The organism is uncultured Albimonas sp. (assembly GCF_963977235.1).
GTDB lineage: Bacteria > Pseudomonadota > Alphaproteobacteria > Rhodobacterales > Rhodobacteraceae > Albimonas.
Map to the genome: position 1 here is coordinate 1 of NZ_CAXBOD010000050.1, position 25,700 is coordinate 25,700.

The 25,700-nt window shown below is 75.5% G+C and carries 23 protein-coding genes; all 23 read right to left on the reverse strand.

Going from position 1 to position 25,700, the window contains the following annotated elements; genetic code table 11:
- Positions 1-1,994 (reverse strand): hypothetical protein (locus AAC134_RS18290; protein WP_339950568.1); only part of this gene is annotated, 1,994 nt, incomplete at its 3' end.
- A gap of 13 nt (positions 1,995-2,007) precedes the next feature.
- Positions 2,008-2,865 (reverse strand): hypothetical protein, encoded by an 858-nt coding sequence (locus AAC134_RS18295; RefSeq protein ID WP_339950569.1) that lies wholly within the window; start codon positions 2,863-2,865, stop codon positions 2,008-2,010.
- Positions 2,866-2,879: 14 nt separating this feature from the next.
- Positions 2,880-3,137: a hypothetical protein gene (locus tag AAC134_RS18300; protein ID WP_339950570.1), complete on the reverse strand. Its 258-nt coding sequence runs from the start codon at positions 3,135-3,137 to the stop codon at positions 2,880-2,882.
- A gap of 5 nt (positions 3,138-3,142) precedes the next feature.
- A complete protein-coding gene (locus tag AAC134_RS18305) occupies positions 3,143-3,481 on the reverse strand; it encodes a hypothetical protein (RefSeq protein ID WP_339950571.1) in 339 nt (112 codons plus the stop codon).
- A 12-nt stretch (positions 3,482-3,493) separates the two neighbouring features.
- Entirely contained in the window at positions 3,494-6,166 is a 2,673-nt protein-coding gene (locus tag AAC134_RS18310; protein WP_339950572.1) for a phage tail protein, read from the reverse strand.
- Positions 6,166-8,358, reverse strand: coding sequence for a putative baseplate assembly protein (locus AAC134_RS18315; protein ID WP_339950573.1), 2,193 nt, complete (start codon positions 8,356-8,358; stop codon positions 6,166-6,168). Before AAC134_RS18315 ends, AAC134_RS18310 begins: the two co-directional genes overlap by 1 nt.
- Complete coding sequence (locus tag AAC134_RS18320) at positions 8,358-8,777, reverse strand: GPW/gp25 family protein (RefSeq protein ID WP_339950574.1); 420 nt, start codon at positions 8,775-8,777, stop codon at positions 8,358-8,360. The genes AAC134_RS18315 and AAC134_RS18320 overlap by 1 nt, the downstream gene beginning before the upstream one ends.
- Positions 8,778-10,263: 1,486 nt before the next feature.
- Positions 10,264-11,106 carry a phage baseplate assembly protein V gene (locus tag AAC134_RS18325; protein ID WP_339950575.1) on the reverse strand — a complete coding sequence of 281 codons (843 nt, stop codon included), beginning with the start codon at positions 11,104-11,106 and terminating at the stop codon, positions 10,264-10,266.
- The gene (locus AAC134_RS18330) at positions 11,103-12,185 is read right to left on the reverse strand and encodes a contractile injection system protein, VgrG/Pvc8 family (RefSeq protein WP_339950576.1); all 1,083 of its coding nucleotides are present in this window, start codon (positions 12,183-12,185) and stop codon (positions 11,103-11,105) included. Before AAC134_RS18330 ends, AAC134_RS18325 begins: the two co-directional genes overlap by 4 nt.
- 3 nt (positions 12,186-12,188) lie before the next feature.
- Complete coding sequence (locus AAC134_RS18335) at positions 12,189-12,350, reverse strand: hypothetical protein (protein ID WP_339950577.1); 162 nt, start codon at positions 12,348-12,350, stop codon at positions 12,189-12,191.
- A 3-nt stretch (positions 12,351-12,353) separates the two neighbouring features.
- Positions 12,354-13,643 carry a hypothetical protein gene (locus AAC134_RS18340; protein WP_339950578.1) on the reverse strand — a complete coding sequence of 430 codons (1,290 nt, stop codon included), beginning with the start codon at positions 13,641-13,643 and terminating at the stop codon, positions 12,354-12,356.
- A complete protein-coding gene (locus AAC134_RS18345) occupies positions 13,640-14,167 on the reverse strand; it encodes a phage tail protein (protein WP_339950579.1) in 528 nt (175 codons plus the stop codon). The genes AAC134_RS18340 and AAC134_RS18345 overlap by 4 nt, the downstream gene beginning before the upstream one ends.
- Positions 14,167-15,786 (reverse strand): hypothetical protein, encoded by a 1,620-nt coding sequence (locus AAC134_RS18350; protein WP_339950580.1) that lies wholly within the window; start codon positions 15,784-15,786, stop codon positions 14,167-14,169. The genes AAC134_RS18345 and AAC134_RS18350 overlap by 1 nt, the downstream gene beginning before the upstream one ends.
- Positions 15,787-15,790: 4 nt before the next feature.
- Positions 15,791-16,246 carry a phage tail protein gene (locus AAC134_RS18355; protein WP_339950581.1) on the reverse strand — a complete coding sequence of 152 codons (456 nt, stop codon included), beginning with the start codon at positions 16,244-16,246 and terminating at the stop codon, positions 15,791-15,793.
- Positions 16,247-16,260: 14 nt separating this feature from the next.
- The gene (locus AAC134_RS18360) at positions 16,261-17,985 is read right to left on the reverse strand and encodes a phage tail sheath subtilisin-like domain-containing protein (protein ID WP_339950582.1); all 1,725 of its coding nucleotides are present in this window, start codon (positions 17,983-17,985) and stop codon (positions 16,261-16,263) included.
- A gap of 67 nt (positions 17,986-18,052) precedes the next feature.
- Positions 18,053-18,871, reverse strand: coding sequence for a hypothetical protein (locus AAC134_RS18365; RefSeq protein ID WP_339950583.1), 819 nt, complete (start codon positions 18,869-18,871; stop codon positions 18,053-18,055).
- Positions 18,868-19,488, reverse strand: a complete 621-nt coding sequence (locus tag AAC134_RS18370; RefSeq protein WP_339950584.1) for a DUF4255 domain-containing protein — start codon at positions 19,486-19,488, stop codon at positions 18,868-18,870. The genes AAC134_RS18365 and AAC134_RS18370 overlap by 4 nt, the downstream gene beginning before the upstream one ends.
- Positions 19,488-19,751: a DUF3467 domain-containing protein gene (locus tag AAC134_RS18375; RefSeq protein ID WP_339950585.1), complete on the reverse strand. Its 264-nt coding sequence runs from the start codon at positions 19,749-19,751 to the stop codon at positions 19,488-19,490. Before AAC134_RS18375 ends, AAC134_RS18370 begins: the two co-directional genes overlap by 1 nt.
- 193 nt (positions 19,752-19,944) lie before the next feature.
- Positions 19,945-20,592: a bifunctional 4-hydroxy-2-oxoglutarate aldolase/2-dehydro-3-deoxy-phosphogluconate aldolase gene (eda, locus tag AAC134_RS18380; RefSeq protein ID WP_339950599.1), complete on the reverse strand. Its 648-nt coding sequence runs from the start codon at positions 20,590-20,592 to the stop codon at positions 19,945-19,947.
- Between the two features lie 21 nt (positions 20,593-20,613).
- Positions 20,614-22,419, reverse strand: coding sequence for a phosphogluconate dehydratase (gene edd / locus AAC134_RS18385; protein WP_339950586.1), 1,806 nt, complete (start codon positions 22,417-22,419; stop codon positions 20,614-20,616).
- 41 nt (positions 22,420-22,460) lie between these two features.
- Positions 22,461-23,156 (reverse strand): 6-phosphogluconolactonase, encoded by a 696-nt coding sequence (pgl, locus tag AAC134_RS18390; RefSeq protein WP_339950587.1) that lies wholly within the window; start codon positions 23,154-23,156, stop codon positions 22,461-22,463.
- Positions 23,153-24,619 carry a glucose-6-phosphate dehydrogenase gene (gene zwf, locus AAC134_RS18395; protein WP_339950588.1) on the reverse strand — a complete coding sequence of 489 codons (1,467 nt, stop codon included), beginning with the start codon at positions 24,617-24,619 and terminating at the stop codon, positions 23,153-23,155. Before zwf ends, pgl begins: the two co-directional genes overlap by 4 nt.
- On the reverse strand, positions 24,619-25,566 hold the full coding sequence (locus AAC134_RS18400) for a carbohydrate kinase (protein WP_339950589.1): 948 nt from the start codon (positions 25,564-25,566) through the stop codon (positions 24,619-24,621). Before AAC134_RS18400 ends, zwf begins: the two co-directional genes overlap by 1 nt.
- Positions 25,567-25,700 lie beyond the last annotated feature (134 nt).

Genomic DNA, 25,700 nt, shown 5'->3' on the forward strand with positions numbered 1-25,700 from the left:
GTGCGCAGGGTCAGCGCGTCGCGGCGCAGGTCCATCGGGCTATGCCCGGCCGAGACGCCGCGCAGCTCCATCGGGTCGTGGCCGGCAGGAACCAGCGCCCGGCCGTCCCCCGAAAGGTCGGTCGGCGGGCGCGCGAAATCCGTGGCGTCTCCCGTCAGCGACCCCGTGCGCGACCCCGCCCGCAACGCCGAAAGCGCGTCGATGCGGCTGGCCAGGCTGGTGGCGGTCGAGGCGGCGCGCAGCCGGTCGGGAAGGCTGACGAAGGGCGGCGTCTCGCCCCGGTCGCCGTTCTCCTCCCCGCCTCCCGCCGGGACCGCGGCCTCGAGCAGCACCACCGCTTCGGCGGTCAGGGGCGGGCTCGCGAGCATCGCGGGGGCCGAGAGGAACGCCGCGATCCGGGCGCGGGCGGCAGAGGTCGAGACCTCGGCCACCGCGTCGAGCCGGGCGCGCAGGCCCAGGCTTTCGACCCGCGCGCGCACCGCGGCGTCGGCGCGGGCGTCGTCGCCCGCCACGGGCACGGCGACGCCGGTCAGCATCGCCTCGCGCGGGACGGCGCGGCGGCGGGCGTACCACAGGCTCGGCGCCTCGCCTTCGGGGGTCGGCAGGGCGGCCACGGCCTCCTCCCAGGCGGCGATCCAGGCGTTCAGCTCGGCCCGCTCGGCCGCGGTCAGCCCGTCGGGCGCGCCCGCGGGGGCCAGCCGCCGCGCCCGCTTGCCCAGCAGCGCCGAGAGCCCGTCGGCCGGCGCGCGCCGCGCGGTCAGCTCGGCCCCCGGCGCGGCCTTCACGCTCAACCCCGCCAGCGCCGCCTCGAACCGCGCGAGGCGCGCGCGGGAGACGGGGGCGATCACGGTGACGCCGACGCCCTCCAGCGCCGCCTCGCCGGCAAGGTCCAGCGGCGGCAGCGCCAGGCTTTCCTCGGCGATGGCGGCGAGCTCGTCCTGCGGCGCGAAGGCGAGCGTCACGTCAACCTCCGGAGGGAACCAGAGCTGCCGGAACCCGTCGGCGAGCGGCAGGATCGCGGCCGCGGGCATCGGCCCGGCCGGCGGCAGCGCCGCGAAGGACTGCGAGGCGGCGAAGGCCGCGCCCCGGCCGGCGTCCACGCGGGCGGCCATCACCTCGGCGAGGTGGTCGCGATGCTGGACGAGGAACGCCTCGGACAGCGCGCGCGGCCGGGCCCCGAGACTGACCTGAAGGGGCGTGTCGGCCCCCGTCTCGCGCCGCACCAGCGCCCGGTCGATCCAGCGCAGCGCGCCGCGGTCGAGCGCCACCATCGCAAGCGGCAGGATGTCCTGGGGCATGCCGGCAGGCTCGCCCAGGAAGATCTCGCGGGCGGCGAGACGGCGGGCTTCGGCCAGCCCCGCGCTCTGTCCGATCTTCCAGGGGACCAGCGTGATCGCGGTCGCCTCGATGACGTCGCCGTCCTCGACCTTGCGCCGCCCGCCGATCGAGGTCGGATAGGCCGCGATCTCGTTGGCCGTCCACTCCACCGGCCGCAGCCCGAGGATGAACAGGCCCGAGCGTCGGCCGAGCGGCTGGCGCGGCTCCAGGTTCAACCCCAGCACCGCGTTCAGCCGGCGAACCTCGCCCAGGTCCAGCAGCGCGATCTCGCGCCGCGTCTCGATCATCACCAGCTCGCCGGCCGGCGTGATCCCGTGGCCGGGCTCGATCACCAGGCCCGCCCCGCGGGAATCCGAGCCGGCCGAGACCTCGAGCCCCTCGGTCACGCCGGACCCCGAGGCGCGGGCGAGGTCGGCCTGGCGCTGGCGGACATAGTCCTGGTCGCGGGTCAGGTCGGCGCCGGTCAGGAACCGGCCGTCGAACCAGCGCGGACGGCGGCGCAGGCCGTCGAGCACCAGCGCCCCCTCGCCCAGCGCGTCCTCGATCGCGCCGCGGTCCACCAGGTTGGGGTCGTCGGGGCGGGCCAGCCGCGCGATCTCGCGCGCCTCGGCGGCCTCGATCAGGGTGCGGGCTCCGGCCTTCGTCAGGTCCGCCATGGCGCGTCCTCCTTCACGGCTCGATCAGGGCCGATGCGTCGAGCCCCGCCCCCTGCCAGCGCCCCGGCAGGGCGATGAAGGGGCGAAGCGAGTTGTCCACCTGCGTGCGCAGGGTCAGGTCGAGCTGCGGTCGGCTGCCGGGGGCCTCGGCGACGCTCACCGGGATCGAGACGCGGGCGAGCAGCGCGGCGGTGGGATCCTCGCCGCCCACATGCTCGCGCAGCGGCGCGGGGACCCCGGGGGGCGTCCAGGCGGCGAGCACCGCCTGCAGGCGTTCCTCCGCCGTCGCCTCGGCGCCGGGCCAGAAGTTCTGCGGCGCGGGGATCGGGTCGGGCCCGCCCTCGGCGCGGGGCACGATGGTCAGGCGCGGGGTTTCGGCGAGGCGCGCAGGCGCGGTGGCGTCGCGCCCCTCGAACGGGCCGGTGGCGAAGCTGGGCGTCAGGCCGGTCGCGCAGGTCCGCGCCGAGAGGAACACGTCCACCACCACGCAAGGGTCGAGCGGCGCCCGCGGGGGGCCGTGCAGGATCGAGCGCAGGACCGCCGTCTCCTGCCCGTCGAACCACCGCGCGAGGCGCAGGCACCAGGGCGCCGGCAGCTCCATCAGCCGCCCCGCGCGGTCGAGCGCGAGGCCCGGCTCGACCCGGATCTCCAACTCCCCGTCGCCCTCCTCGGGCGCGCGGACCCGCAGGCCCGCCAGCGTGCCGAAGCCGTGCAGGGCGCGCAGCGCGGCGGCGAGGCGGCCGCGGTGATAGGTCTGCTCGTCGCGGAAATCGGCCGCGTCCAGCAGCACGCCGGTCTCGTAGTTCACCCGCTCGGCGGCGGGGGCGCCCTCCAGCGGGTCGGAGGGGACCAGGGGATCGTCCAGGCTCATCGGGTCCTCCAGGCTCAGCGGCGACGGGGAAGGCGGGGCGACGGGTCAAGGCGGGGCGACAGGTCGTCGAGGCGCAGGCGTCGCAGGCGGTCGTTGATCAGCGGGCCGGGGTCGTCGGCGACCTGCACCACCAGCTCGGCCGGCCGGCTCTCGTTCCCGGCGGCGTCGACCACGCTCAGGCGGAACCGCCAGCGGCCGACCTTCAGGCGGTTCTCGACCACCAGCTCGGGCGCCCGCTGGGCCAGGGTCTTGCCGGGAACGAGCGTGGCCATCGCGCTCAGTCCTCGACCAGGGTGAAGCGGTATTCGACCACCCCCGAGCCGCCCGCCGGCTGGTCGGTCGAGCGCGCGCCCGAGAGGATGAAGCTGGAGCCGAAGCTCACCACCGGCTCGATCCGCCCGCCTTCAACGTCGCGGATGTCGAGCACCGCCGTGGGGGCCTGATCGTCCTGCACGATCACCTCGAGGAAGGCGGGGGCCGAGGCGTTGCCGGCCTCGTCCACCACCACCAGCCGGAAGCGGTGGCGCCCGATGGGCAGGGCCGCGTCGCCGCGCGACTCGACCAGCACCTCGGTCTCTTTCTGGACGATGGGCTCGTTGGGCTTGAACACGGGCATGCGGGGTCTCCTTCAGTCCCAGAGGAAGATGCTGCGGGCGATGTCGCGCCCGCCGAACGCGGTCGAGCGGGCCGACGAGAGGCGGAACTCCCGCCCCAGCCCCACGAAGGCGGGACCGTCGAGCGCGGCGAGGGGCGGGCGCGGCGCGGGACCTTCCGCGCGGGCGTCGAGGCGCCCGGCCCCCGCGATCACGTCGCCATCCGCGAGCCGCGTGCGGTGGTCGAGCCGCGCCGGCCGCGCGGGCTCGGGCGCCGCGAGATAGGTGTCGATCCCCACCAGCGAGGCGACGGCGACCCTCAGGGGCCGGTCGACCGGCAGCACCTCGAGCGCGACATGCGCGGGGGCTGCGGCGCGGGCGACCTCCTCCAGCCGGGCGATGTCGCGGGTCGAGGCGCTCTCGCGCACCAGGATCAGGGCGCGGTGGGCGAGCCGGTCGAGGAACGCCTCCGTCTGCCGCCGCCCGCGCGGGCGGGTCGAGGTCAGCGCGTCCAGCAGCCGTCGCGCCCTCCGCCCGCCCAGGATCAGCGTGTCGCCGACGATGGAATTGCCCGAGGGCTCGCCCCCCAGCGTCAGCGGGTTGTCGCGGTCGCTGAGGTCGGCCCCGAGGATGGTCGCGAAGCTGCGGCGCAGGCGGAAGCCCTCGACCATCACGATCTCGCCCCCCGTCACCGCGCCGCCGTAGAGGAACGCCGCCTCGCCGCCGTTGCGCGGATCGGCGAGGCCCAGCGTCAGCACCCGGTGGGCCGCGTCGCCGTCGCGGGCCAGCGCCAGGGCGCCGGGGGCCGGGGCCTCGCCCAGCGGGTCGATGGGGGCGCCGGTGACGGCGATGCCGCCGGTCGCCAGTTCGAGCGCCGCCAGCACGCCGCCGGCGGTGCCGTGCAGACGGGCGGTCCAGGGGGCGGCCTTCAGACGCTCGCGCAGGCGGGCGGGGGCCTCGCCGGGGGTCTCGGGGATGCCCACCCAGCTCGCCAGCCAGGGCAGCGCGTCGTCGGGGGTCGCGGCGGGGTCGGTCAGCAGCCAGGCGGCGGCGATGCGGTCCTCGATCTCGGTGAAGCGGGATTCGAAGAGGGCGAGCAGCCGCTCCATGAAATCCGGCGGCGTGGCGGGGCCGGGAGCGGCGGCCTCGGCGCCCGAGAGCGTCTCGTGGAACATCGCCGGCAGGTAGCGGTCGCGGTAGCTGAAGCGCCCGCCCAGCAGCCGCAGGGAGGCGATCCGCGGGGTCGAGCGCCCGTCCCCCAGCAGTTCCAGGCGCAGGTGCAGGAACCGGCCCGACAGGCGCCGCACCGCCCGGCCGGCGTGCTGCAGCAGGAGGGTGTGGGGGAGACCGTCTTCCAGCGCGCCGGGGTGATGCTCGGGCTCCGAGGCGCGCGAGGACGCGGCGGCGCGGGGGGCGTCGGGGGGGACCTCCGCCGCGCCGGCGCGCCCGATCAGGTGCGCGGCCCAGTCGGGAGCGTCCGGGGCGCCGGGCGCAGGCGGCGGCGCGGGGTCCTCGGAGGCGAGCGCCCAGAGGATCGCGCCGGTCCCCTCGGGAACCTCCGCCTCGAAGGCCGCGCGGTGCCACACGAAGCCGTCGGCGCCCCCGTCCAGCACGCCCGGCCGCGCGGCGCCGCGACGGGCGAAGCTCGCAAACGACAGCGGGCGCAGGGCGCGCAGCGCGGCGGGCTCGGGCGCGCCGTCATCCGCGGCCAGATAGCGGGGCGTGGCGTCGAGCGCGTTGCAGAAGGCGGGCAGCGCCGGCGACAGCACCCGGTGCACGGCGCCGAGCGGCCGCGCCAGACCGGGCGAGGAGGTCGCGGCGTCCACCTCGTAGACCAGCGCCTGCGGGCCCGGCGCCTCGCCCGAGGAGACGATCAGCGCCAGCGAGGTCTCGCCGACCCAGGCGGCCGAGATCGGCCGGCGCGCGCCCTCGAAGGCGAAGCGCAGGATGAGGCGGGTCTCGACCAGCTCCCACAGCTCGGCGGGCTGGCCGCCCTCGCGCCAGGCGACCAGCGCCAGGCGGCCGCCGGGGGAGCCTGCGATCAGCGCGGCCTCGCGCCCCGCGGGCAGGCGGGCCCCGGGCAGCGGAATCAGGCGCGGCGGATCGGGGTTGGGCTCGACCGGCTGGAAGACCGCCCCCGAGGGCGCGGGCCGGGCGCCAGAGACGCGCAGCGGCCGGCCCAGCAGGCGCGCCACCTGCCCCCGCCCGCGGTCCAGCGCCCAGGCGCCGCCCTCGGGCGCAGGCGCCAGGCGGCGGACCTCGAACTCGGGGTGGGCGACGCGGGCCGGCGCCCAGCGCTCGCGCCGGTCGATGAGCGTCACGGCGCCGTTGCGCGCCACATAGAGGACGTCGTCGGTCCCGAAGGCGAGGTCGTCGGGCCGCGGCGCGCCGGGGGGAACCTCCTCGGGCAGCGGGATCGGCGCCGAGCCGGGCCGGAACCCGCCCGAGCGCAGGCCCGCCCCGTCCCACCACGCCCAGGACCCCGCGGGATCGCAGACCGGCGAAGGCCGGGCGGCCTGGCTGCGCGCCCAGGAGAGGTCCTCGGCCAGCTCCGGCGCGGCCTGGCGCCGGGCCAGCCGCAGGCCCGCGCAACCGCCCTGCCCCGGCGCCTCCCAGGCCACGTCGCGGGGCGCATCCTCGCCCTCGCGCGCAAAGCCCAGCGCGGCGCGGTCCATCAGGGGCCAGTTGCGCAGGCCGTTGACGTCCATCAGCACAGCTCCGGCACGACAGGCACCGAAATCGAGCCGTCGCCCGAGGCCGACGACGGCGGCGGCAGCGTGTCGGAGGCGACGTCGCCCTCGGCCACCGCCAGCATCGCAAGCTCGGGCAGCTGCCAGCGCTCGATCCGCAGGCGGGCGCGGCCGGTGGCGTCCTCGGGCACGGGGCGCCAGGCGCCGCCCGCGGCGGGGTCGCGGATGAAGAGGCGCGCAGGCGCGACGGCGCGCACGCCCGGCACCCGGCCCATGGCGACCTCGATCTCGCGGTCGTCCAGCGCCCGGCCCAGCGGCCAACCGCGCCCGTCGGGCCCGCCCGGCGCCAGCGCCCACAGATGCGCGCGGATGGCGTTGGAGACGGCGTCGAGCACCGCCTCGCGGCTGGCCCCGTCGCCGAGCTCCACGGCCGCCGAGACGCCCACGGGCACGTAGTCGGTCCCCACCACGAAAAGCTGCGTGGCCAGCGGCCGGCGGACGTCGAGCCAGTCGTGCACGGCCTCGAGCGTGGGACGGTCGGCGCGCGGCGCGGGCGCCTCGAGCCCGGCGCGGGCCGGGATCGCCATCACCGCCACCGCGCCGGGGGCGGAGACGAAGCGGTCGTTCGGGTCGAACCGCTCGAGCACCTCGACCCGGCCGATGCCGGCGCCGGGGGTGGCGAGCGCCAGTTCGCGGTAATCCTCGGCCGTCACCGCGCGGTCGGCGTGGCGCAGCACGGCGGGCAGGCGCCGCTCGGCCTCGGCCAGGCTCTCGGCCTCGGCCCCGCCGGCGGTGGGCAGCGGCTGCAGCACCTTCAGGCGCGGGGCGCCGCCGGGGCGGATCACGGCCGCGATCGCGCCCGGCGGCAGGTTCCCCACAGCGCCCCCGCCCGAGCGCATGAAGGCCGCCTGCACCTGCCGCCCCGCCGCCGGCGCCATGCCGCGCACGCCGCCGCCAAAGCGGATCGCGCCGGCCTCGGCATCGAGCGAATAGACCCGCGCGTCGGCGGGCGCGGAGCCGACGTCAGGGACCTGGCGCCAGGGGCGCATCCCCTCCTCTTCCTCGACCTCGACGCGAAGGGTGGCGGGCTCGACCGAGGTCGCGCCGAGGCTCAGCTCGAGGTCCGAGGCGCCGGTCCCCTGCCCCAGGGTGCGGCGGCCATGGGCGCGAAGCTGCTCGATCTCGACCGCGTTGATCCCGGCCCAGGCCAGCGGCAGCGCGGTCAGGCGCAGGGCCGGATCGGGGGTCATCTTCAGCCAGCAGACCAGCCGCGCGGCCGCGTCCTCGTCGTCGAGCCGCGGCGGCCGGTCGCCGACGCCCGCCTGGTGATCGGCCAGCACGTCGTTGGTCGGCGCCCCGATGTCGTCGGCGCCGGGCAGCAGCAGCCGGATCACGCCGGCCCGCCGCAACGCCGAGGTCCCGTCCGAGAGCACATCGAGCGGCAGCCGGCCGCCATCGGGCATGGTGACCTCCCACCGATGCGGGATGCGCCGGCCGGGGCCGACCTCCTCGAGCGGACCCGGGGGCGCGGGCACGGGCGCGAGCCCGACCGAGATCGCCCGCCGCCGCGCGTCGGCCCCCCCGCCCAGCTCCTGGCGCACGGCGGCGAGATGCGCGGGCGCGGGCGAGGCCGCCAGCAGCGCGATCCACAGCGCGCCGTCGGTGGTCTCGGCCGCCACGTCGCGGGCCCCCGCGCCGGCCTGGAAGACCGGCGTCGAGACATAGCCCGAGGGGCGCGTCGCCAGCCCGTAAAGCTCCTGCAGATCGGGCAGGAGGTCGTCGAGCGCCGCCTGCTCGTCCGCGTCGGGGCGACGCTTGAGCACGCACATCCCCTCGACCGCGTGGACCAGCGTCTCGGTGCGCGCGGCGAAGGGGACCGGCTTCTCGGCGATGGGACCGGCGGGGACCAGCGCGGGGGCCACGGCGGCGCGGTCCTCGAGCGACAGGGCCAGCAGCCCCGAGGCGGGCGCGGCCGGCCGCAGCCCCGCGCCCAGCAGGCGCAGGAAGGCGAGCCGCTGACGCTCGGGGATCAGGTTGGCGCGATAGAGGATCGTGTCCGCGAGCCAGGCGAACAGGTCGATCATCACGCGCCCCGGATCGCCCTCGCGCGCGTGGGTCCACTCGGGCGTATGGGCGGGGATGCGCCGCAGCAGGTCGGCGACGAGATCGTCGAAGCCGCGGTCGTCGAGGGCGGGGGGACGGATCGGCATCAGGCTCCTCCGACGGGCGCGCGGGCGGTCAGGGTCACGGGCGTTCCCGTGGGCCGCAGGCGATAGGAGAGGGTGATCAGCAACTCGCGCTCATCCGCGCCGGGATCGACGGCCACCGCGTCGAGCAGGATCCGCGGCTCATGCCGGCGCAGCGCCTCGAGGATCGCGGCCTGGGCGCGGGCCCGGGTCTCGAGCGTGTTGGGCTGGTGGACCAGCGCCTCGAGCCCGGCCCCGAAGGCGGGGCGCATCAGCCGCTCGCCCGGGGTCACGCGCAGGATCATCTCGATCGACTGGCGCACCGAGGCGTCGAGGCCGGGCCAGCCCAGCGCCCCGTCCGCATCGGGAACCGGCAGCAGCGGCCAGCCGATCGAGGGGCGCGGACCCACGGGCCGCGAGAGGGTGGGACGCGGGCCGCTCATCCCTCGCTCCTGGGCTTGGGAAACGGCAGGCAGATGCGGATCCACAGCAGCCACTGGAAGATGATGTTGAACAGGCTCAGGAAGATGTTGAGCACGATGAACGCGCAGATCGTGATGATCGGGATCGAGAAGCAGCACAGCCACCCGACCTCCATCCCCCCGCCGCCCGACTTCTCGCCGTCCTTGAGCTTCTTCATGTCCGCCTGCAGCAGGTTGGCGAGCGCGGGCGGCATGGCGAAGGCGACGCCGGGCCTGACCTGGCGGGCCTGGGCGATGTCGGGCAGCGAGATCCGCGCGGGGGCCGCGTCCGAGTCCCACCACGGGCGAATGCGGAACGGCTCGGAGGGCGGGCTCCACACCAGTTTCGGCGGGCAGTCGTCGTGGCCCGCGCAGCGCACGAAGGCGCGGGCGCGGTAGCGGGCGGCGTCGTCGTCGAACTTGGGCTGCTCGGGCGCGATCTCGGCGAAGCGGGCGGTCAGGCAGGCCCGCGCGAGGGCCAGCAGCGCGTCCTCGGTCGGCTGGTCGACCTCGGGCCAGCTCAGCGGCATCCGCAGGCCGGAGGCGTTGGGCGCGCCGCCCACCAGGATCCCGACCGCCTCGGCGCAGTAGTCGGCCGCGCCCTGCGTCTCCAGCACATTGCCGAAGCGGTCGATGCGCATCGGCAGGCGCAGCGTATTCAGCCGGGCGCGAAGGCGGGCCTGCGGCTGGCCCTCGCCAAAGGCCCCCAGCTCGGTCGAGAGCTGGCGCAGCAGCACGGCGAACCGGTAGAGCCGGCGGTCCTCGCCGTCGGCGCCCGAGAGGTCCAGCGGCGCCCAGGCCGGGTCCAGCAGCTGACCGCGGCGGGGCATCTCGCGCGCGGCGCGCTTCTTGAGGAACACCGAGAAATGGTCGGTCAGCCGCCGGTCCTCGGCATTGGAAAGGTTCTCCAGCGGCGGAGGCGCGGCGGTGGTCTCGCCGCTGGTAACCGGGACGAGGCCGTAGAGGATGGTGCGGCGGCGCGCCTGGCAGACCTCGGGCGGGGCGACGAACAGGGGCGCGATCTCCTCGGCGAGGCGCGGGGCGGTCCCGCGACGCTCGGCCAGCAGGCGTTGCAGGGCGCGGGCGGCGCGCGGCGCGCTCTCGGGCTCCAGCGCCAGCGCGGCGGAGGGGTCGGGGTCGAGCGCCTCGCCGCCTGCAAGCGGCAGCCAGCCGCGGCCCTGGCCCTGCTCGCGCATCCAGCCGCGGGGGCCGGCGCGGGTCTCGCGCCGGATCACCAGCCCCATGCAGACCAGCTTCGCGGGGTCCACGCGCGGAAACCCGGGCTCGCGGCAGACGGCCTCGAGCAGCACCAGGTGGAAGCGGCGGTGGATGGGTTGCGAGAGCTCCATCACCCCGTCGGCGGCCCCGCGGCGGGTGGCGCGGCGGGCGGCGATGCGCGCGCGCCAGTCGTCGGCGGCGAGATCGGCCAGCAGCGCGGGCAGGAACGCCGGCTCGCTGACGTCCACGATCAGGTTCGCGTCCGTGCCGCCCAGCGGGCGCAGCTCGACCGCGTGGGGCGGTGCGGGGGGACGCTCGGCCGCCCGCGCGCGGCGCGCGGCGCGGCCCGCGGCGCGCGCGACCCGGCGGCTCTCGCGCGCCTCCCGGCGCACGGCGGGGGCCTCGGCGCGGGGCACCAGATGTTCCCCGCGCCGGGCGTGTAGCTCGCCGACATCACCGAGGTCGCCATCAGCGTCTGGCAGTTCACCATCCCCGAGAAGTTCACGAACGGGCAGTCGACGTTCATCAGCGAGGTCGAGATCGACACCGCCGAGGCGTCGACCGTCACCTGCCCCCCCGTCTCGATGCTGACGCCCGAGGGGCTGAGCTTCACCGTCGCCCCCCCCGCCCGGATCGTGGCCCGGCCCCCGCCCTGGTCCGAGATCGTGCAGCGCGCGCCGTTCGGGGTCTCGATCTCCACCCGCTCGGACCCCGCGCGGTCCTCCATGATCGCGACCCGCGTGCCGGCCTTGCCGGTGAAGGACCAGCGGTCGACGGCGCCCGAGACCTCCTCGGGGGGCAGGTCGGCGCCGTTCCAAAGGCTGCCCACCACGATCGGGGCGCGCAGGTCGCCGCCCGCGAAGATCACCAGCACCTCGTCGCCCACGTCGGGGATCAGGAAGGCGCCGCGGTCGTTGCCCGCGAAGGGGACGGCGACGCGGGCCCAGCTCTCGGCCTCTCCGTCGGGGTCGGCGCCGTGCAGGCGGATCTTCACCCGGGCCAGCCCCTCGGGGTCGTCGATCGAGGTCACCTGCGCCAGCCGCGGCTGGGCGGCGCGGGCGGCGGCCAGCGATATCGCCTGCTGAAAGCTCATGCCCCCGCCCCCAGGTATGCGCATTGCGCGATGAACTCGGTCACGTATCCGTCCTCCCGGTCGAAGCGGTGGATGGCCGAGGTCACGCAATAAGCGTTCTCGAACATCGGGTTGACGCCGACGAGCGCGAGGCGGGAGCCGACCCGGATCGCCGGATCGCCCATCGCCAGCCCGTCGGCGGTCACAAAGCCCCGCGCCGCGGCGCCCTGGGCGGCGCGGGCGGCGGCCTCGGCCTCGGCCTGGGAGACCGCGCCGAGGTCGCCGAGATGGGCCTGAAAGCCCTCGAACTCCGCGCGCAGGATCGAGGCGGCCTCGCGTCCCTCGCCGGGGCCGAGCTCGGGGTCGGCCGAGGTCGCGGCGACGGCCTGGCCGGTCAGCGGATCGAAGCCCGCGGCCGTGGTCTCGGCGGGCTGGTGGGCGAGGTCGGCGGTGATCCGCACGCTGAGCAGGTCGCGGGGATAGGCGAGCTCGAGCTCCGTGCGCCGGTCGCGGGCGCGGGGCCCGGCCTGCAGCGTCTGGGCCACCGCCTGCGCGTCGGCGTCGACCGAGGCCAAGACCCGGCGCAGGAAGGCCAGATCGCTCTCGTCCACCTGCGCCCAGGTCGTGAGCGGCGCGTCGAGCCCGTCGCGGATCTCGGGCGTCATTCCGTGATCCTCGGCGATGGCGCGCACGATGTCGGCGGGGCTCGCGTCCTCGAACAGGCGGCGGCGGCGGGTGCGGCGGGCGGGAAACAGCGCGTCCTCGGCCAGCACGGCGATGCGCGGCGGGCCCTGGCGGGGGCTCTCGGCCTCGAGCGCGGTGATCCGGCCGGCGAAGACCTGCTGCGGGGCGCGGACGTCGCCGCAATAGATCTCGATGGGCGCGCCCAGCTTCAGCGGGTTGTCGGCGCCGGCCGCCGCAAACCCCGCCCGCCCGTCGGGGGCCGAGGACCAGTCGACCAGGGTGAGTTCAAGGCTCGACAGACCCCCCTCCTGCTCGCGCGCGGTCATCGCCAGGATGGCGCGGTCGAGCACCGGCATCTCCAGCCCGCGGATGCGGACGGTGGGGCGCGCGTTGCCCGGGATCTCGTCGCGGGCCATGGCTCAGTCCGCCTCCAGCCGGGCGGCGCGGGCGGTCTCGCGCCGCTGCATCTCGCGCAGGTTGTGGCGCGAGAGGGGGCGCGCGGCGGCGGAGGGCGCGCGCGCCTCGCCCTGCCGCTCGGGCGCGGCGGCCTCCACCTGCACCTCGTCGATCACCACGGGCATTGCCTATCCTTTCGTCGTCGAGAAGGAGACCGAGCGCCGGACGCCGGCCGACAGCCCCGGCGAGCCGCCGGCGACGGCCCGCCCGGTCACGTCGAACTGCGCGCCCGCGCTCGGCGCCGGGGGCAGCAGCCGCGAGGGGTCGAGCGTGGTGGCGAGCGGCGTCTTCGAGGTCCCCAGCCCCGAGAACGCCCCCGCCGAGGCCGAGGTCCCCGCCGAAGCCCCCGCCCCGAACCCGCCGCCGAACCCGCCGCTCGCCGAGGCGCCGAACCCGCCCCCCGCGCTCGCGCCGAAGCCGCCCCCGGCCGAGGCGCCAAGGCCCCCGCCAGCGGAGGCCCCGAACCCGCCTCCGGCGGCCGCGCCAAACCCGCCCCCGGCCGACGCGCCAAATCCTCCGCCGGCAGAGGCCCCGAACCCTCCCCCCGCGGAGGCGCCGATGCCGCCGCCTGCGCCAAACCCCGCCGAGGCGCCGCCCGAGGCCCGCGCCCCCACGCCGAACCCCACCCCCGCGGTGGCCGAGGCGCCGAAGCCCCCGCCCGCCGAGGCCCCGAACCCCGCGCCAATCCCCCCGCCGGCCGAGGCGCCGAACCCGGCCCCCGCCCCCGCAGACGCGCCGAACCCCGCCGAAACCCCCGCCCCCACGGAGGCCGAGGCCTGGAACCCCGCGGCCGCGCGCAAGCTGACGCCGCCGCCCACGCCCACCGCGCCTCCGGTCGGCATCCGCATGCTCTCAAGCCCGTTGTCGGCCGCCACCTTGCGGCCCGCGCCCGGGTCGCCCGCGTCGCTCGCGACCCTGGCGACGCCAAAACCGCCCTCGGGGGCGGTGCGCACCGCGGCGCGCTCGGGCGCGCCGGGGGCGACCTGGTCGCCGCCCGCATCCTCGCCCACCTGCTGCATCACCACCTGCACGGCGGCGCGCAGGGGCACGCCCTCCGAGGACCAGAACTCCAGCGTCTCGTTGAGGCTCTCGATCACGCCCGAGAACAGGAACCGCCCCCAGGTGAAGGAGACCCGCGGCGGCTGGGTGGGGGTCTCCACCGCCACCAGCGCCATGGTCTTGATCGGGCCGGTGCGGTCGCGCACGTCCGCGCCGTCCTCGGTCGAGTCGAAGACCAGCTCCATCTCCAGCTTCGCGGTCGTCGAGCGCGTGTGCTGAGCGTTGTTCCCGTCGCCCCCCTGCCCCTCGTCCTGGAGCTTGTTGGTCAGCGAGACCTTCAGGGTGGCCGGGTTGAAATCGACCGCCTGCTCGACGCCCCCGTCGAGGTCCCTGAACTTGCCGAGCGCGAGGTCGGTCATGGCGCGACCTCCATCTCGAGCCCCTCGTGGACGAGGTGCAGCTCCTCGACCGCGAGGTCGGCGGACTGGGCGTTGAGGTCGCCCGCGCGGAACTTCACCGGCATCGCGCGGCGCAGGGTCCAGCCGAACACCGGCTCGGCGCCCCGCAGCATCGTCACGGTCACATCGCCCCGCATCGCCCAGGCGCCGTTGGCAGCCGCCGCCTCGCCGCTGGCGCCGGGCGCGGGGGGCGCGCCGGCGAAGGCCGCGAACCAGGACCACAGGTGCCGGCTCTCGACCACGCCGCGCTTGAAGACGACGGTGGCGAAGGTCACCGGACCCGGCTTCTGGACGGGGCCGTAGTTGCGCCCCCCCGCGGGGATCGCGCGCGCCTCCATCGAGGCCTCGAGCCCGGTGACGTCGCTGAATCCGCCCAGCAGCGGCTTGTCGACCTTGGCAAAGGCCGGCAGGTCGAAGCTGACATGAAAGTTGAAGGCCGAAAGCGGGACCGAGCGGTCTTCGCCGGAGGGCGCGATAACAGGCATCAGCCCTGCGCCTCCCGCGCGCGTCCAAGGGCCAGCGTGACCCGCACCTGGGCGATCGGCTGGGCGGCGCGGAAGCTGACCTCCGCGATCACCCGCCCGGCGTCGAGATCGGCCCGGCTCATCGTCTCGCGCCCGCAGCGGACGGTGTAGGCGGGGGCGCCGGCAAAGGCGCCGGCCTCGCGCAGACGCTCCATCAGGGCGGTCAGCGCGGCGCGGGTCTCGGCCCACAGCGCCTCGCCCGAGGGTTCGAACAGGTGGTCCTGACCGAGGTCGCGGGCCGCCCGCTCGATCACCCCGATCAGGCGCGAGACGCCGCCCGCCCGCCCCTCGCGCGCCACGGCCGCGGTGGCGTCCGAGACCAGCCGGAAGCCCGAGGATCCGCGCGTGACCAGCGTCAGCCGGTCGCCGGCCCAGTCCGCGCCTCCGCCCGGCCCCGGGGACAGCCCGCGCGTCAGCTCGCCGGAGCCGAGCTCGGGCGAGAGCCGGGACGCCCGGCGCACCTCCCGCCCCGCCGCCGAGCGATGCGCGCCCAGCGCCAGCGCCGATTGCGCGATCAGCCCGGCCGCGACCCCCTCGGCGCCCTCGAGCGCCTCAGGCGCCGAGGCGGCGCCGGGCGTGGCGATCCAGGGATAGGCCAGTTGCAGACGGCGCGAGCCCAGCCAGCGCTCGGAGAGCGCCGAGGTCCCGTCGCCGATCGGCTCGATGTCGGCCAGCACGTCCAGCGGGGCCAGCGGATCGCCGGCGCCGGGCGCGGGGCGCGGCAGGCTCGCGACCAGGATCGCGTCGCGGCGGTGATGGGCGCCGCCGGGCGCCTCGGCCAGCGCCAGCGCGTGGCGCAGGGCGCGGGCCCACATCGCGAACCCCTCGGCGTCGAGGCGCGGGGCCTCCAGGGCCAGCGGCGCAGGGGTCGCGGCCGCCTCGCTCGCCAGCGGACCGCAGGGGCGGAAGACCTCGGGCGGCGGCGGGGGGCCGGGCAGGATCGGGGCGGGGGCCGGAGGGCCGGCGCAAAGCTCAGGCAGGTCGGGGAGCAGCAGCAGGGCGGCCTCGTCGATCCCCAGCAGATGCGCCGCGCCGCGCCAGGTGGCGGGGTCCTGGGCCGAGACGGGCGTCCCGATCCCCTCGAACCCCGGCAGCAGGGGGACGAAATCGGCCCCGGCCTCGGCTGCCGCGGGAAGCGACAGGCGCAGCGCCCGCGCCGCGCGATGGGCGGCCGCATCCTCGCCCGGCGCGGCGACCGGCAGGGGATCGCCGGTGCGCAGGATCCAGGCCTTGCGCCCGCCCTGGGCGAAGAAGCTGCGCACCGCGAGGCCCATGGGGCTGGGCACGGGACGCGCGTCGCCGGGCGCCGGGGTCCGTCCGCGCCAGTCGAACAGCCGGTCGAACGCGTCCCAGCTCTCGACCGCCACCGGGCAATCGAGCAGCGCCGCCACCGCGGCGGGATCGCGGGCGAAGGGGCCCGCGCCGGCCCAGCCGGCCGCTTCCAGCGCCGCCAGCACGGGCTCGGGCGCCGGGCCCTCGCGACGCCTCAGCAGCCCCGCGAACAGCGCCACGTCGGCGCGCGTGCTGAGCCCCTGCGACGGCGCGGGGAGGGAGGAGAAGAAGACGCCCGGGCGCGGCATGATCTCAGACGTCCGCCCACTCGAAGCCTTCGGCGGCGATGACCAGCTCCTCCATCGCCACGTCCGAGCCGCCCTTGGCCGCCAACGTCGGACCGGTCCACTTCATCGGCCGGGCGTTGATCAGCTTCCAGCGCAGCACCGGCTCCTGCATCTCGTCCATCATGGTGATCAGCACGGGGCGGGCGGTGAACGGGCTGGTGCGGGTCGCCTTCACCCAGTCCCAGAAGTTGGTCAGCCCCATCACGCCCCGCTTGAGCGTCACGTCCGACACCTTGTGGAGGCCGGGCAGCTTCCTCACCCGGTTCTCGCGGTCGTTGCCCTGCCGGTACTCGATCAGGGTGATCTCGGTTCCAAGCCCCGAGACGTCGGTGAACCCGCCGAGCGCCGAGCTCGCGTCGGGCCCGTCGCCAAGGTCCACGATGAAGTTGGTCGCCGCCCAGGGCGTCTCGCGCACAGCCATGTCTCAGCCCTTTCTCAGCCGTCCGCTCCGGCCGTCTTCTGGCCGATGCGGAAGATCACGAACTCGGCGGGCTTGAGCGCGGCCACGCCGACGAGGCAGACGAGCCGCCCGTTGTCGATGTCGTTCTGGGTCATGGTGTCCCGGCCGCAGCGCACGAAGAACGCCTCGGCCGGCGTCGCGCCGAGCAGCGCGCCGGAGACCCATTCGGAGTAGAGGAAGTCGGTGACGGCGGTGCGGACGTTGTCCCACAGCCGCTCGCCGTTGGGCTCGAACACCGCCCATTGCGTGCCGCGGTCGATGGAGGCCTCGAGGTAGAGGAAATACCGGCGCACCGGCACGTATTTCCATTCGGGGTCGGACGAGGCGGTGCGCGCCCCCCAGACCCGGATGCCGCGGTTGGGCAGCGCCCGGATGCAGTTGACCCCCAGGGGGTTGAGCACCTCCTGCTCGCCGAAGCGCACGTGGCGCTGCAGGCCGACGGCGCCGGTCACGGTCTCGTTGGCCGGCGCCTTCCAGACGCCCCGCTCGATGTCGGTGCGGGCATAGATCCCGCAGACCGCGCCGGCGGGCGGCACGTCGATGCGCCCCGGCGCGAGCGGATCGGTGGCCGCCACCGGGTTGGAGGTGGTGATCCAGGGGTAGTAGAGCGCGGCGTGGGAGCTATCGAGCCCGCTCTTGGTGGTCCGCACCTGCGCGATCGACTGCTGGGAGGCCGTCTCCAGCACCGCGATGCGATAGGCGCGCCGGGTCTCGGCCGAGGCGATCAGCGCCTGGTTGATGCCCGCCGCGCTGCCGATCTCGGCCCCGCCGGGGGCCGCGATGATCGACACGTCCTCGAGCGCCAGCAGGGTGTTGAGCGCCTCGGTGTAGACCGCCGGCGTGGGGGCGGCGTTGCCGTCCGTGCCCCCGGTCAGCGCCACTGTCCGACCCGCGCCGTCCGCCCCGCACAGCGCCTCGCGCAGCACCGGGGCGGTGGTGTCGGCCTCGACATCCAGCCGCACGGGGTTGGTCATCGCGTCGTCGGCGTTGGGGGGGCTCGCGCCCAGGATCGAGCCGGCATAGCGCGGGTGCAGGGGGTGGAAGCCGAGGTCCGAACCCTCCCACACCACGCCCGCGGGATCCTCGACCGCGACCGAGGCCGAGACCAGCTGCAGCGCGCCCCCGTCGGCCAGCGCCTCGAAGGCCGAGGCGTCGGCGGCGCTGGTCACCATCGGGACGGTGCCGATGACGTAATACTCGTCGCCCACCCGCACCATCGTGCCGGGGGGCTTCCGCAAGGCGATGGCCTTGGTCGACTCGACCTGCACCTGGGCGATGCTCACGCGGAAATTGTCCGCCGAGGCGCCGATCCGCGCCCCCGCCGGAGCCCGCGCCGTGAAGGAAACGCCCGAGTCCGCGGGCGTCAGTTCTCCCGAAGCCGGCGCGGCCGCCCCCGCCCCCGCGATCCGCGCGACATAGAGCCGGCCGCCGCCGTTGGCGAAGAAGGCCTGCACCGCCAGCGCCAGGTAGTTGGGCGTCGCCGCCCCGTTGATGCGCAGCGCGTCCGGGCCGCCGTAGATCCGCTCGAAATCCGAGGGCGAGGTCAGCAGCGGCGGGGTCAGCGCGTTGGCGCCCGAACTGATCGGGCCGCGCGCGCAGGGCCCGACGAAGGCGGCGGTCGAGGTCCCGACCCCCGCGATGGACTTGGCGCGGAAGCTGGTCTCTTCCACGTAGACGGCAGGAGCGAGATATTCCGGCATCGGGCGCCTCCAGGCGATGGTCTCCAGGGCGCTCGGGCCCATCGGGTCGGGTGTCAGGGTTTCGGGGTCAGGCGGGGGTCCAGGTCAGGGTCGCGGCCGCAAGCCGGCCGGGACGGACCGCGAGGCTCGCGGTCGGCGTGGTCTCGATCCCCGGCGCCGCGATCAGGAGGGCCGCAAGGATCGCGTCGGGGTCGGGAAAGCCCGCGCGGCGCCCGGCATGGGCGGCGCGGGCGGCGGCGAGGTCGCGGGGGGCGTGCAGCCGCACGCGCGGGCCCTCGATCACCGCGTCGAGGTCGACCTCGAGGTCGCCCAGCACCGTGGCGCCGGGCCCCGGAGAGGCGATGGGCAGCCCCGGCAGGCGCACCAGCGCCTCGCCCGAGGGGCCGGTAAGGCCCAGCGCCTCGGCATGGGGGGCGCCGGCGCTGGCGCGGACCACCGCCCCCTCGACCAGGCGGCCGTCGTCGTGACGCACCGTCGCCAGGATCGCCGCCTCCAGCCCCTGGGGGCGGGCGCGCAGGCCCGGCGGCAGACGGATCTCGGCGGCGGTCAGGAGGCTGTCGGGCGAGGCGGGGTCCGGGTCGCGCGGCAGCGCGAGGGCGACGCGGCGCGGGGCAAGCGCAGGGTCCGAGGGGCGCAGGTCCAGCGTCAGGATCTCGGCCCCCACTGCGGGCGCGCCGGGGGGCGCCTCGAAGGCCGCGGCATGCGCCTCGAGCCCCGGCGCGCGCAGCAGCAGCAGCGTGCCGTCGCGCCTGCGCGACCAGCTCAGCGCCCGGGGGTCGACCCCCTCGGCCCGCGCCTCGACGGGCGAAGTCACCGGCGCGCCGACCGCATCCACGAAGCGCAGGGCGGCCAGCAGGCGGCGGTCGAGAAGCTCGAAGACCGTCATTGCGCGCCCTCCCCGATCGATTCCGTCAGGGGGTCCGCATCGGCGAAGCCGAAGCGGGTGGCGACCACCGGCGGGCCGACCTCGGGCCGGCCGTAGCTCAGCCGGATCACCCGGGCGCGGAAGGTGGCCGAGAGACGATAGCGAAGCTGCAGCGCCGACCAGATCCGGAACAGGTCGTCGGAGGCGAGGCTCTCGGGCACGATCTGCACCGTCTCGTCCCGCTCCCACGCGTCGCCTGCGAGCAGCGACCGGTCGAGCAGCGAATACCGGCTCAGCTCCAGCATCGCCCAGGCCAGCACCCCGTGCTCCTCGGACGCCGAGGAGGCCCAGGGCACGACGAGATACCCCAGCTCGACCGCGATCGAGACGCGGTCGGCCTTCTCCCGCGCCGGGGGCCGGGCCACCGGCTGCTCGGAGCGGGTGACGCTGTAGCAGCAGATCGTCAGCCCGGCGTTGGGCGGCTGGGCCGAAGTCAGGCGCGAGGTGCCCACCTGCGAGATGTCGAGCCCCGCGGGCACCGGCCCCAGCACCCCCTGCTCGGCCATCAGATCGCGGCGCGCGCGCAAGAGCTGCACGACGCTCTCGCCGGTGAGGTGGATGGCGGCGAGCCCGGCCATCAGCGCGCCTCCCCGCCGGGGGCGAGCGCGCCGTAGCGCCGCTCATAGTCGGCGATGGCCGCGCAGAGGACGTCGCGGAACGCGGGCATGTTCGCCGGCGCCGTCACCAGCCGGGCGCCGGCGTCGGGGAGCTGCGCGCCGAACGCCTGCAGGAAGTCGAGCGTGAACTCGGCCAGCGTGAAGTCGACCGCCAGCGAATTGACGTAGGCGCGGGGGGCCGCGTCGGTCGCCTCGTTCCGTCCCTGCTCGGTGTTTTCGGCCATGCCGCGCTCCGATCCGATGTCGGAGGCTTGCATGGCAAGGCGCGTGCCAAACGGACAACGCGCTGAAATCTAAGGGAAATAAAGTTCCGGCGCGGGCGGGGGTTACAGGCCGGGCGTTACAGGTGCGTCTCACACCCGTAACGCCTGTGACGCCGCGCGCGAGGCCCCGGGTCAGGCCCGGGGCGCGGGACGCTCAGAGGGCGGCGGCCTCGGCGGCCAGCGTCTCGATCCCCGCCCAGTCGCCGGCCGCCATCAGCTTGGCCGGCGCCACCCAGGAGCCGCCCACGCAGACCACGTTGGACAGGCCGAGATAGTCCCTGGCGTTGCCCAGCCCGATCCCGCCGGTGGGGCAGAAGGAGACGCCGGCGAGCGGGCTCGCCCAGGCCTTCAGCACCGGCGCGCCGCCGTTGGCCTCGGCGGGGAAGAACTTCAGGTGGGCCAGCCCCCGCTCCATCCCCGCCATCGCCTCCGAGGGGGTGGCGACGCCGGGCAGCATCGGCAGGCCCGCCTCCTCGGCCGCGTCCAGCACCCGATGCGAGAGGCCGGGCGAGACGCCGAACTTCGCCCCCGCCGCGACGGCCGCGCGCACGTCCTCGGGCGTCATCAGGGTGCCGGCGCCGACGACCGCGTCGGGGGCGGCCTCGACCATGGCGCGGATCGCGTCCAGCGCGCAGGGGGTGCGCAGGGTCACCTCGAGCGCCTTCAGCCCCCCGGCCGAGAGCGCGCGGGCGAGCGGCGCGGCATGGGCCAGGTCCTCGACGATCAGCACCGGGATCACCGGGGCCAGACGGCAGACGTCCTCGATCTTCATGGCGCGTTCCTTCTCATCGGCGGGGCGCAGGGGCGGGGGCGCAGGCGGGCCTCAGACCACCACCGCCCCGCCGGTCTCGGCCGCGCCGACCGAGGCGCGGAAGGCGGCGAACAGCTCGCGGCCGATCCCCTCCTGGTTGGCCGAGAGGTCGGGGCGCGCGGGCTCTCGGGCCTCGAACTCGGCGGCGTCCACCAGCACCTCGAGCGTGCCGGCGGCGGCGTCGAGACGGATCACGTCGCCGTCCCGGATCCGCGCGATCGGCCCGCCGTCGGCGGCCTCGGGGCTCAGGTGGATCGCCGAGGGCACCTTGCCCGACGCGCCCGACATCCGCCCGTCGGTGACCAGCGCCACCTTGTGACCGCGATCGAGCGTGACGCCCAGCGGCGGGGTCAGCGAGTGCAGCTCGGGCATGCCGTTGGCCTTGGGGCCCTGGAAGCGGACGACCACGATCATGTCGCGGTCGAACTCTCCGGCCTTGAAGGCGGCCTTCACCGACTCCTGGTCGTGGAAGACGCGGGCGGGGGCCTCGATCACCTGGTTCTCGGCCTTCACCGCCGAGACCTTGATCACCGCGCGCCCCAGGTTCCCGCCCAGCAGTTGCAGACCGCCGGTCTTCTGGAACGGCTCGGAGGCCGGGCGCAGGATGTCGCGGTTAAGGCTCTCGCCCGCCCCGGCGTCCCAGCGGACCCGCCCGCCGTCGAGCTTGGGCTCGCGCGTGTAGCGGCTCAGCCCCGGGCCGGCGACGGTCTTGACGTCCTCATGCAGGAGACCGGCCGAAAGCAGCTCCCCGATCATGCAGCCAAGGCCCCCGGCGGCGTGGAAGTGGTTCACGTCGGCGATGCCGTTGGGATAGACGCGCGCCATCAGCGGCGTGACGGCGCTGATCTCGGCCATGTCCGACCAGTCGATCGCCACCCCCGCGGCGCGCGCCATCGCCACCAGATGCAGCACCAGATTGGTCGAGCCGCCGGTGGCGTTCAGCCCCACCATGCCGTTGACGAAGGCCTTCTCGTCGAGAACCTCGGCGGCCGGCGTGAACGCGTTCCCCCTGGCGGTGATCGCCAGCGCCCGGCGCGCGGCCTCGGCGGTCAGCGCGTCGCGGAGCGGCGTGTTGGGGTTCACGAAGCTCGCGCCCGGCAGGTGCAGGCCCATGAACTCCATCAGCATCTGGTTGGTGTTGGCGGTGCCGTAGAAGGTGCAGGTGCCCGGCCCGTGGTAGGAGGCCATCTCGGCGGCCAGCAGCTCCTCGCGCCCGATCTCGCCGGCGGCGAACAGTTGGCGGATGCGGGATTTCTCGTCGTTGGGCAGGCCCGAGGGCATCGGCCCCGCGGGGGCGAAGATCGCCGGCAGGTGGCCGAAGGTGGCCGCCGCGATCACCAGCCCGGGCACGATCTTGTCGCACACCCCCAGATACATCGCCGCGTCGAAGCAGTTGTGGCTCAGCGCCACGCCGGCGGCGAGCGCGATCACGTCGCGCGAGAACAGCGACAGCTCCATCCCCGGCTGGCCCTGGGTGACCCCGTCGCACATCGCCGGCACCCCGCCCGCGACCTGCGCCGTGCCCCCCGCCTCGCGCGCGGCGGCCTTGATCAGGTCGGGGAACCGCTCGAACGGCTGGTGTGCCGAGAGCATGTCGTTGTAGGCGGTGACGATGCCGATGTTGCCGCCCCGCTCCTCGGCGATGGGAAGCTTGTCGGGGCCCATCGCGGCGGTGACGTGGGCCATGTTCCCGCAGCTGAGGTGGGCGCGGGCGGGCCCGGCCTCGACCGCGCGCGCGACGCGGGCGAGGTAGGCGCCCCGCGTCCGGGCGGAGCGCTCGCGGATGCGGTCGGTGACGGCCTCGATGGTCGGGTTCATGGCGTCCTCCTGCCGGTCGGGGGCTGCCCGGCCTGGTGGGTCTAGTCGGCGTAGTGCACGGTCGCGCCCGCCAGCACCGCGCAGATCGGCGCGCGCATCGGGTCGCCCAGCGCCACGGCGCGCTCCAGCGCGCGCATCTTGTCGTGGCCCTGGATCAGGATATGGCGCTCGGCGGCGTTGAGAACACGGGCCGAGAGGGTGATCCGCGGCTCCTCGGCGCCGGGCGCGCGGATCGCCACGGCCGGGGGCGCGTCGGCGGCCAGCGCCTCCTCGAGCCCCAGCGCGCCGGGGAACATCGAGGCGGTGTGCATGTCGTCGCCCATCCCCAGCACCGCCAGATCGAGCGGCAGCGCCACCTGCTCGAGCGTCAGGTTGACCGCGCGAAGCGCCTGCGCCGGCTCCGCCCCGCCGCCATAGAGGGGCACGAACTCGGCCGCCGCGGCGGCGCCGTGAAACAGCGTCTCGGCCAGCAGCTTCTGGTTCGAGCGGGGCGAGACCGGGGACACCCAGCGCTCGTCCGTGAGGGTCACGGCGACCAGGCCCCAGGGCGCGTCGCTCTCGCCCAGCAGCTTGAGCATCAGGCCCGGCGTGGTCCCGCCGGGCACCGCCAGCGAGGCGGAGCTCTTCGTCGCCGCCGCCGCCGTCAGGCGTCCCGCGATCAGGTCGGCGAGCCCGCCCGCCTGGTCGTCGCGGCTGTCGTATTCGATGATCTGCGGCATCGTCATGGCGTCGCTCATGTCGCGATCTCCCTCCAGCGGCGCCCGTCGCGATGCAGCAGCATCAGCGCGTCCTCCGGACCCGAGGAGCCGGGATCGTAGGAGACGGGGCGGTCGCCTCTCTCTTCCCATCCCGCGATGATCGGGTCGACCCATTCCCACGCGGCCTCGACCTCGTCGCCGCGCATGAACAGGGTCTGGTCGCCGCGGATCACGTCCATCACCAGCCGCTCGTAGGCGTCGGGCATGCGCAGCTTGGAGGAGGACATCGCGTCGGCGAAGGTCATGTCCAGCACCGCCGGCGCCAGGCGCATGCCGCCGGGCCCGGGGTCCTTGATGGTCATGCCCAGCGTGATGCCCTCGTCGGGCTGCAGGCGGATCGCCAGCACGTTCTGCGCCCAGCGGCCCGAGGCGGCGGGAAAGATCGAATGCGGCGCCTCCTTGAAGGCCACCGCGATCTCCGAGACGCGGGCCCGCAGGCGCTTGCCGGTGCGCAGATAGAAGGGCACCCCCGACCAGCGCCAGTTGGCGACCTCGGCCTTCAGCGCCACGTAGCTTTCGGTGCGGCTCTCGGGCGCCTCGGCATCGTCGCGGTAGCCCGCGGTTCCGTTGGCGGCGGCATACTGGCCGCGGACCACGTCCTCGGGGTGGTCGTGGGGGGCGAGCGCCCTGAGAACCTTGAGCTTTTCGTCGCGCACCGCGTCAGGCTCGAAGCGGCCCGGCGGCTCCATGGCGATCAGGCACAGGAGCTGGAGCATGTGGTTCTGCACCATGTCGCGCATCGCGCCGACGCCGTCGTAATAGGGGCCGCGGCCCTCGACGCCCACGGATTCGGCGACCGTGATCTGCACGTGGTCGATATGGCGGGCGTTCCACAGCGGCTCGAAGAGCGCGTTGGCGAAGCGCAGCGCCATCAGGTTCTGGACCGTCTCCTTCCCCAGGTAGTGGTCGATCCGGTAGACCTGATGCTCATGGAAATGCTCGGCCAGCGTGGCGTTGAGCGCGCGGGCCGAGGCGAGGTCGTGGCCCAGCGGCTTCTCGATCACGATGCGGCTGTCGGCGCCCGACAGGCCGGCGGCGTGGATCCGCTCGGCCATCGGGCCGAAAAACCTCGGCGCCACAGACAGATAGAAGGCGCGCACCCGGCCCGGCTCGGGCGGCATCGCGGCCGCGAGTTCGGACCAGCCGGCATCGGAGGAGGCGTCGACGCGGGCGTAGTCGATGCAGGAGAGGAAGCGGGACACCGTCTCGGGGTCGAGGTCGGCGGGACCCACGAACTCCTTCAGCGCCTCGGCGGCCATGTTGCGGAACGCCTCGCGCGTGAGGTCCGAGCGGGCGGCGCCCACGATGCGGGCGCTGTCGGGCATCTGGCCGTCGTGGAGGCGGTGATAGAGCGCCGGGATCAGCTTGCGCCGCGCGAGGTCACCGGTGGCGCCGAAGACCACCAGGTCGAACGGATCGACGGGAACGACGCGGGCGACCATCAGCGAACCTCCAGGGCGGGGGCGATCGGGGGCAGCTCGGCCCGGCGCGGCAGGTCCGCGCCGCGCCGCGCGCAGGTGAGTGCGGCAGCCTGGACGGCGAAGTCCAGGAGGCCGGATATGGATTTCGCGTCAAGGGCTTCGACGGCGGCGCGGGTGGTCGCGCCAAGCTCGGCCAGGACCGCGATCAGGGCGGCCTGGAAGGTGTCGCCGGCGCCCACGGTGTCGACCACCTCGACCGTGCGGCCGGGCGCCTCGACCCGTCCGGCGGGGGAAAAGGCGACCGCCCCGCGGGCGCCCCGCGTGACCACCACCAGCGCGGGACCGGCGGCGAGCCACTCGGCCGCCGCCTCCTCGACCGGGCGACCGGGAAAAAGCAGGCCGAGATCCTCGTCCGAGACCTTCACGACATCCGCGCAGGCGAGGAATTTTGCGAGGCGGGACAACCAGATGGCGGTGTCGGGCTGGATCGTCAGGCGCACGTTGGGGTCGAGCGTCAGCAGGCGGCGTCCGCGCTCCCGCTCGAACAGGGCCAGCAGGGTCGAGCCCACCGGCTCGACCGCCAGCGAATAGCTGCCGGCGTGCAGGCCCCAGGTGTCGGGCCCGAGCTGCGGCAGGTCGGCGGGGGTCAGGGCGCGGTCGGCCGCCCCCTCGCCATAGAACGCATAGCGCGGGGAGCCGTCGGCGCCGAGGTCCACAAGACTGATCGTGCTGGGTTTTTCGGTGCGCACCAGGGCGTGGGTCGCGACGCCCTCGGCCTTGAGCGCCTCCAGCAGCCGCTCCCCCAGCCGGTCGGTCGAGAGGCCCGTGAACAGCGCCGCCCCCTGCCCCAGCCGCGCCAGCCCCACCGCCACGTTGAACGGCGAGCCGCCGACGCGGGCGTCGAAGGAGAGCCCTTCCCCTTCGACCGCGAACAGATCCCACAGGGCCTCGCCGCAGACGAGAAACATCGGTCGTCGCCTCCTGGTCGCCCCTCCCGCGAGCCTCGTCGCCCAGGGGGCGCCGCGCAAGCCTGTTGCGTCTGCGAAGGGGTCCGCGCCGCGGGCGGAGAGCGCCACAGGGCCCCTCGATTCGTCAACAAATA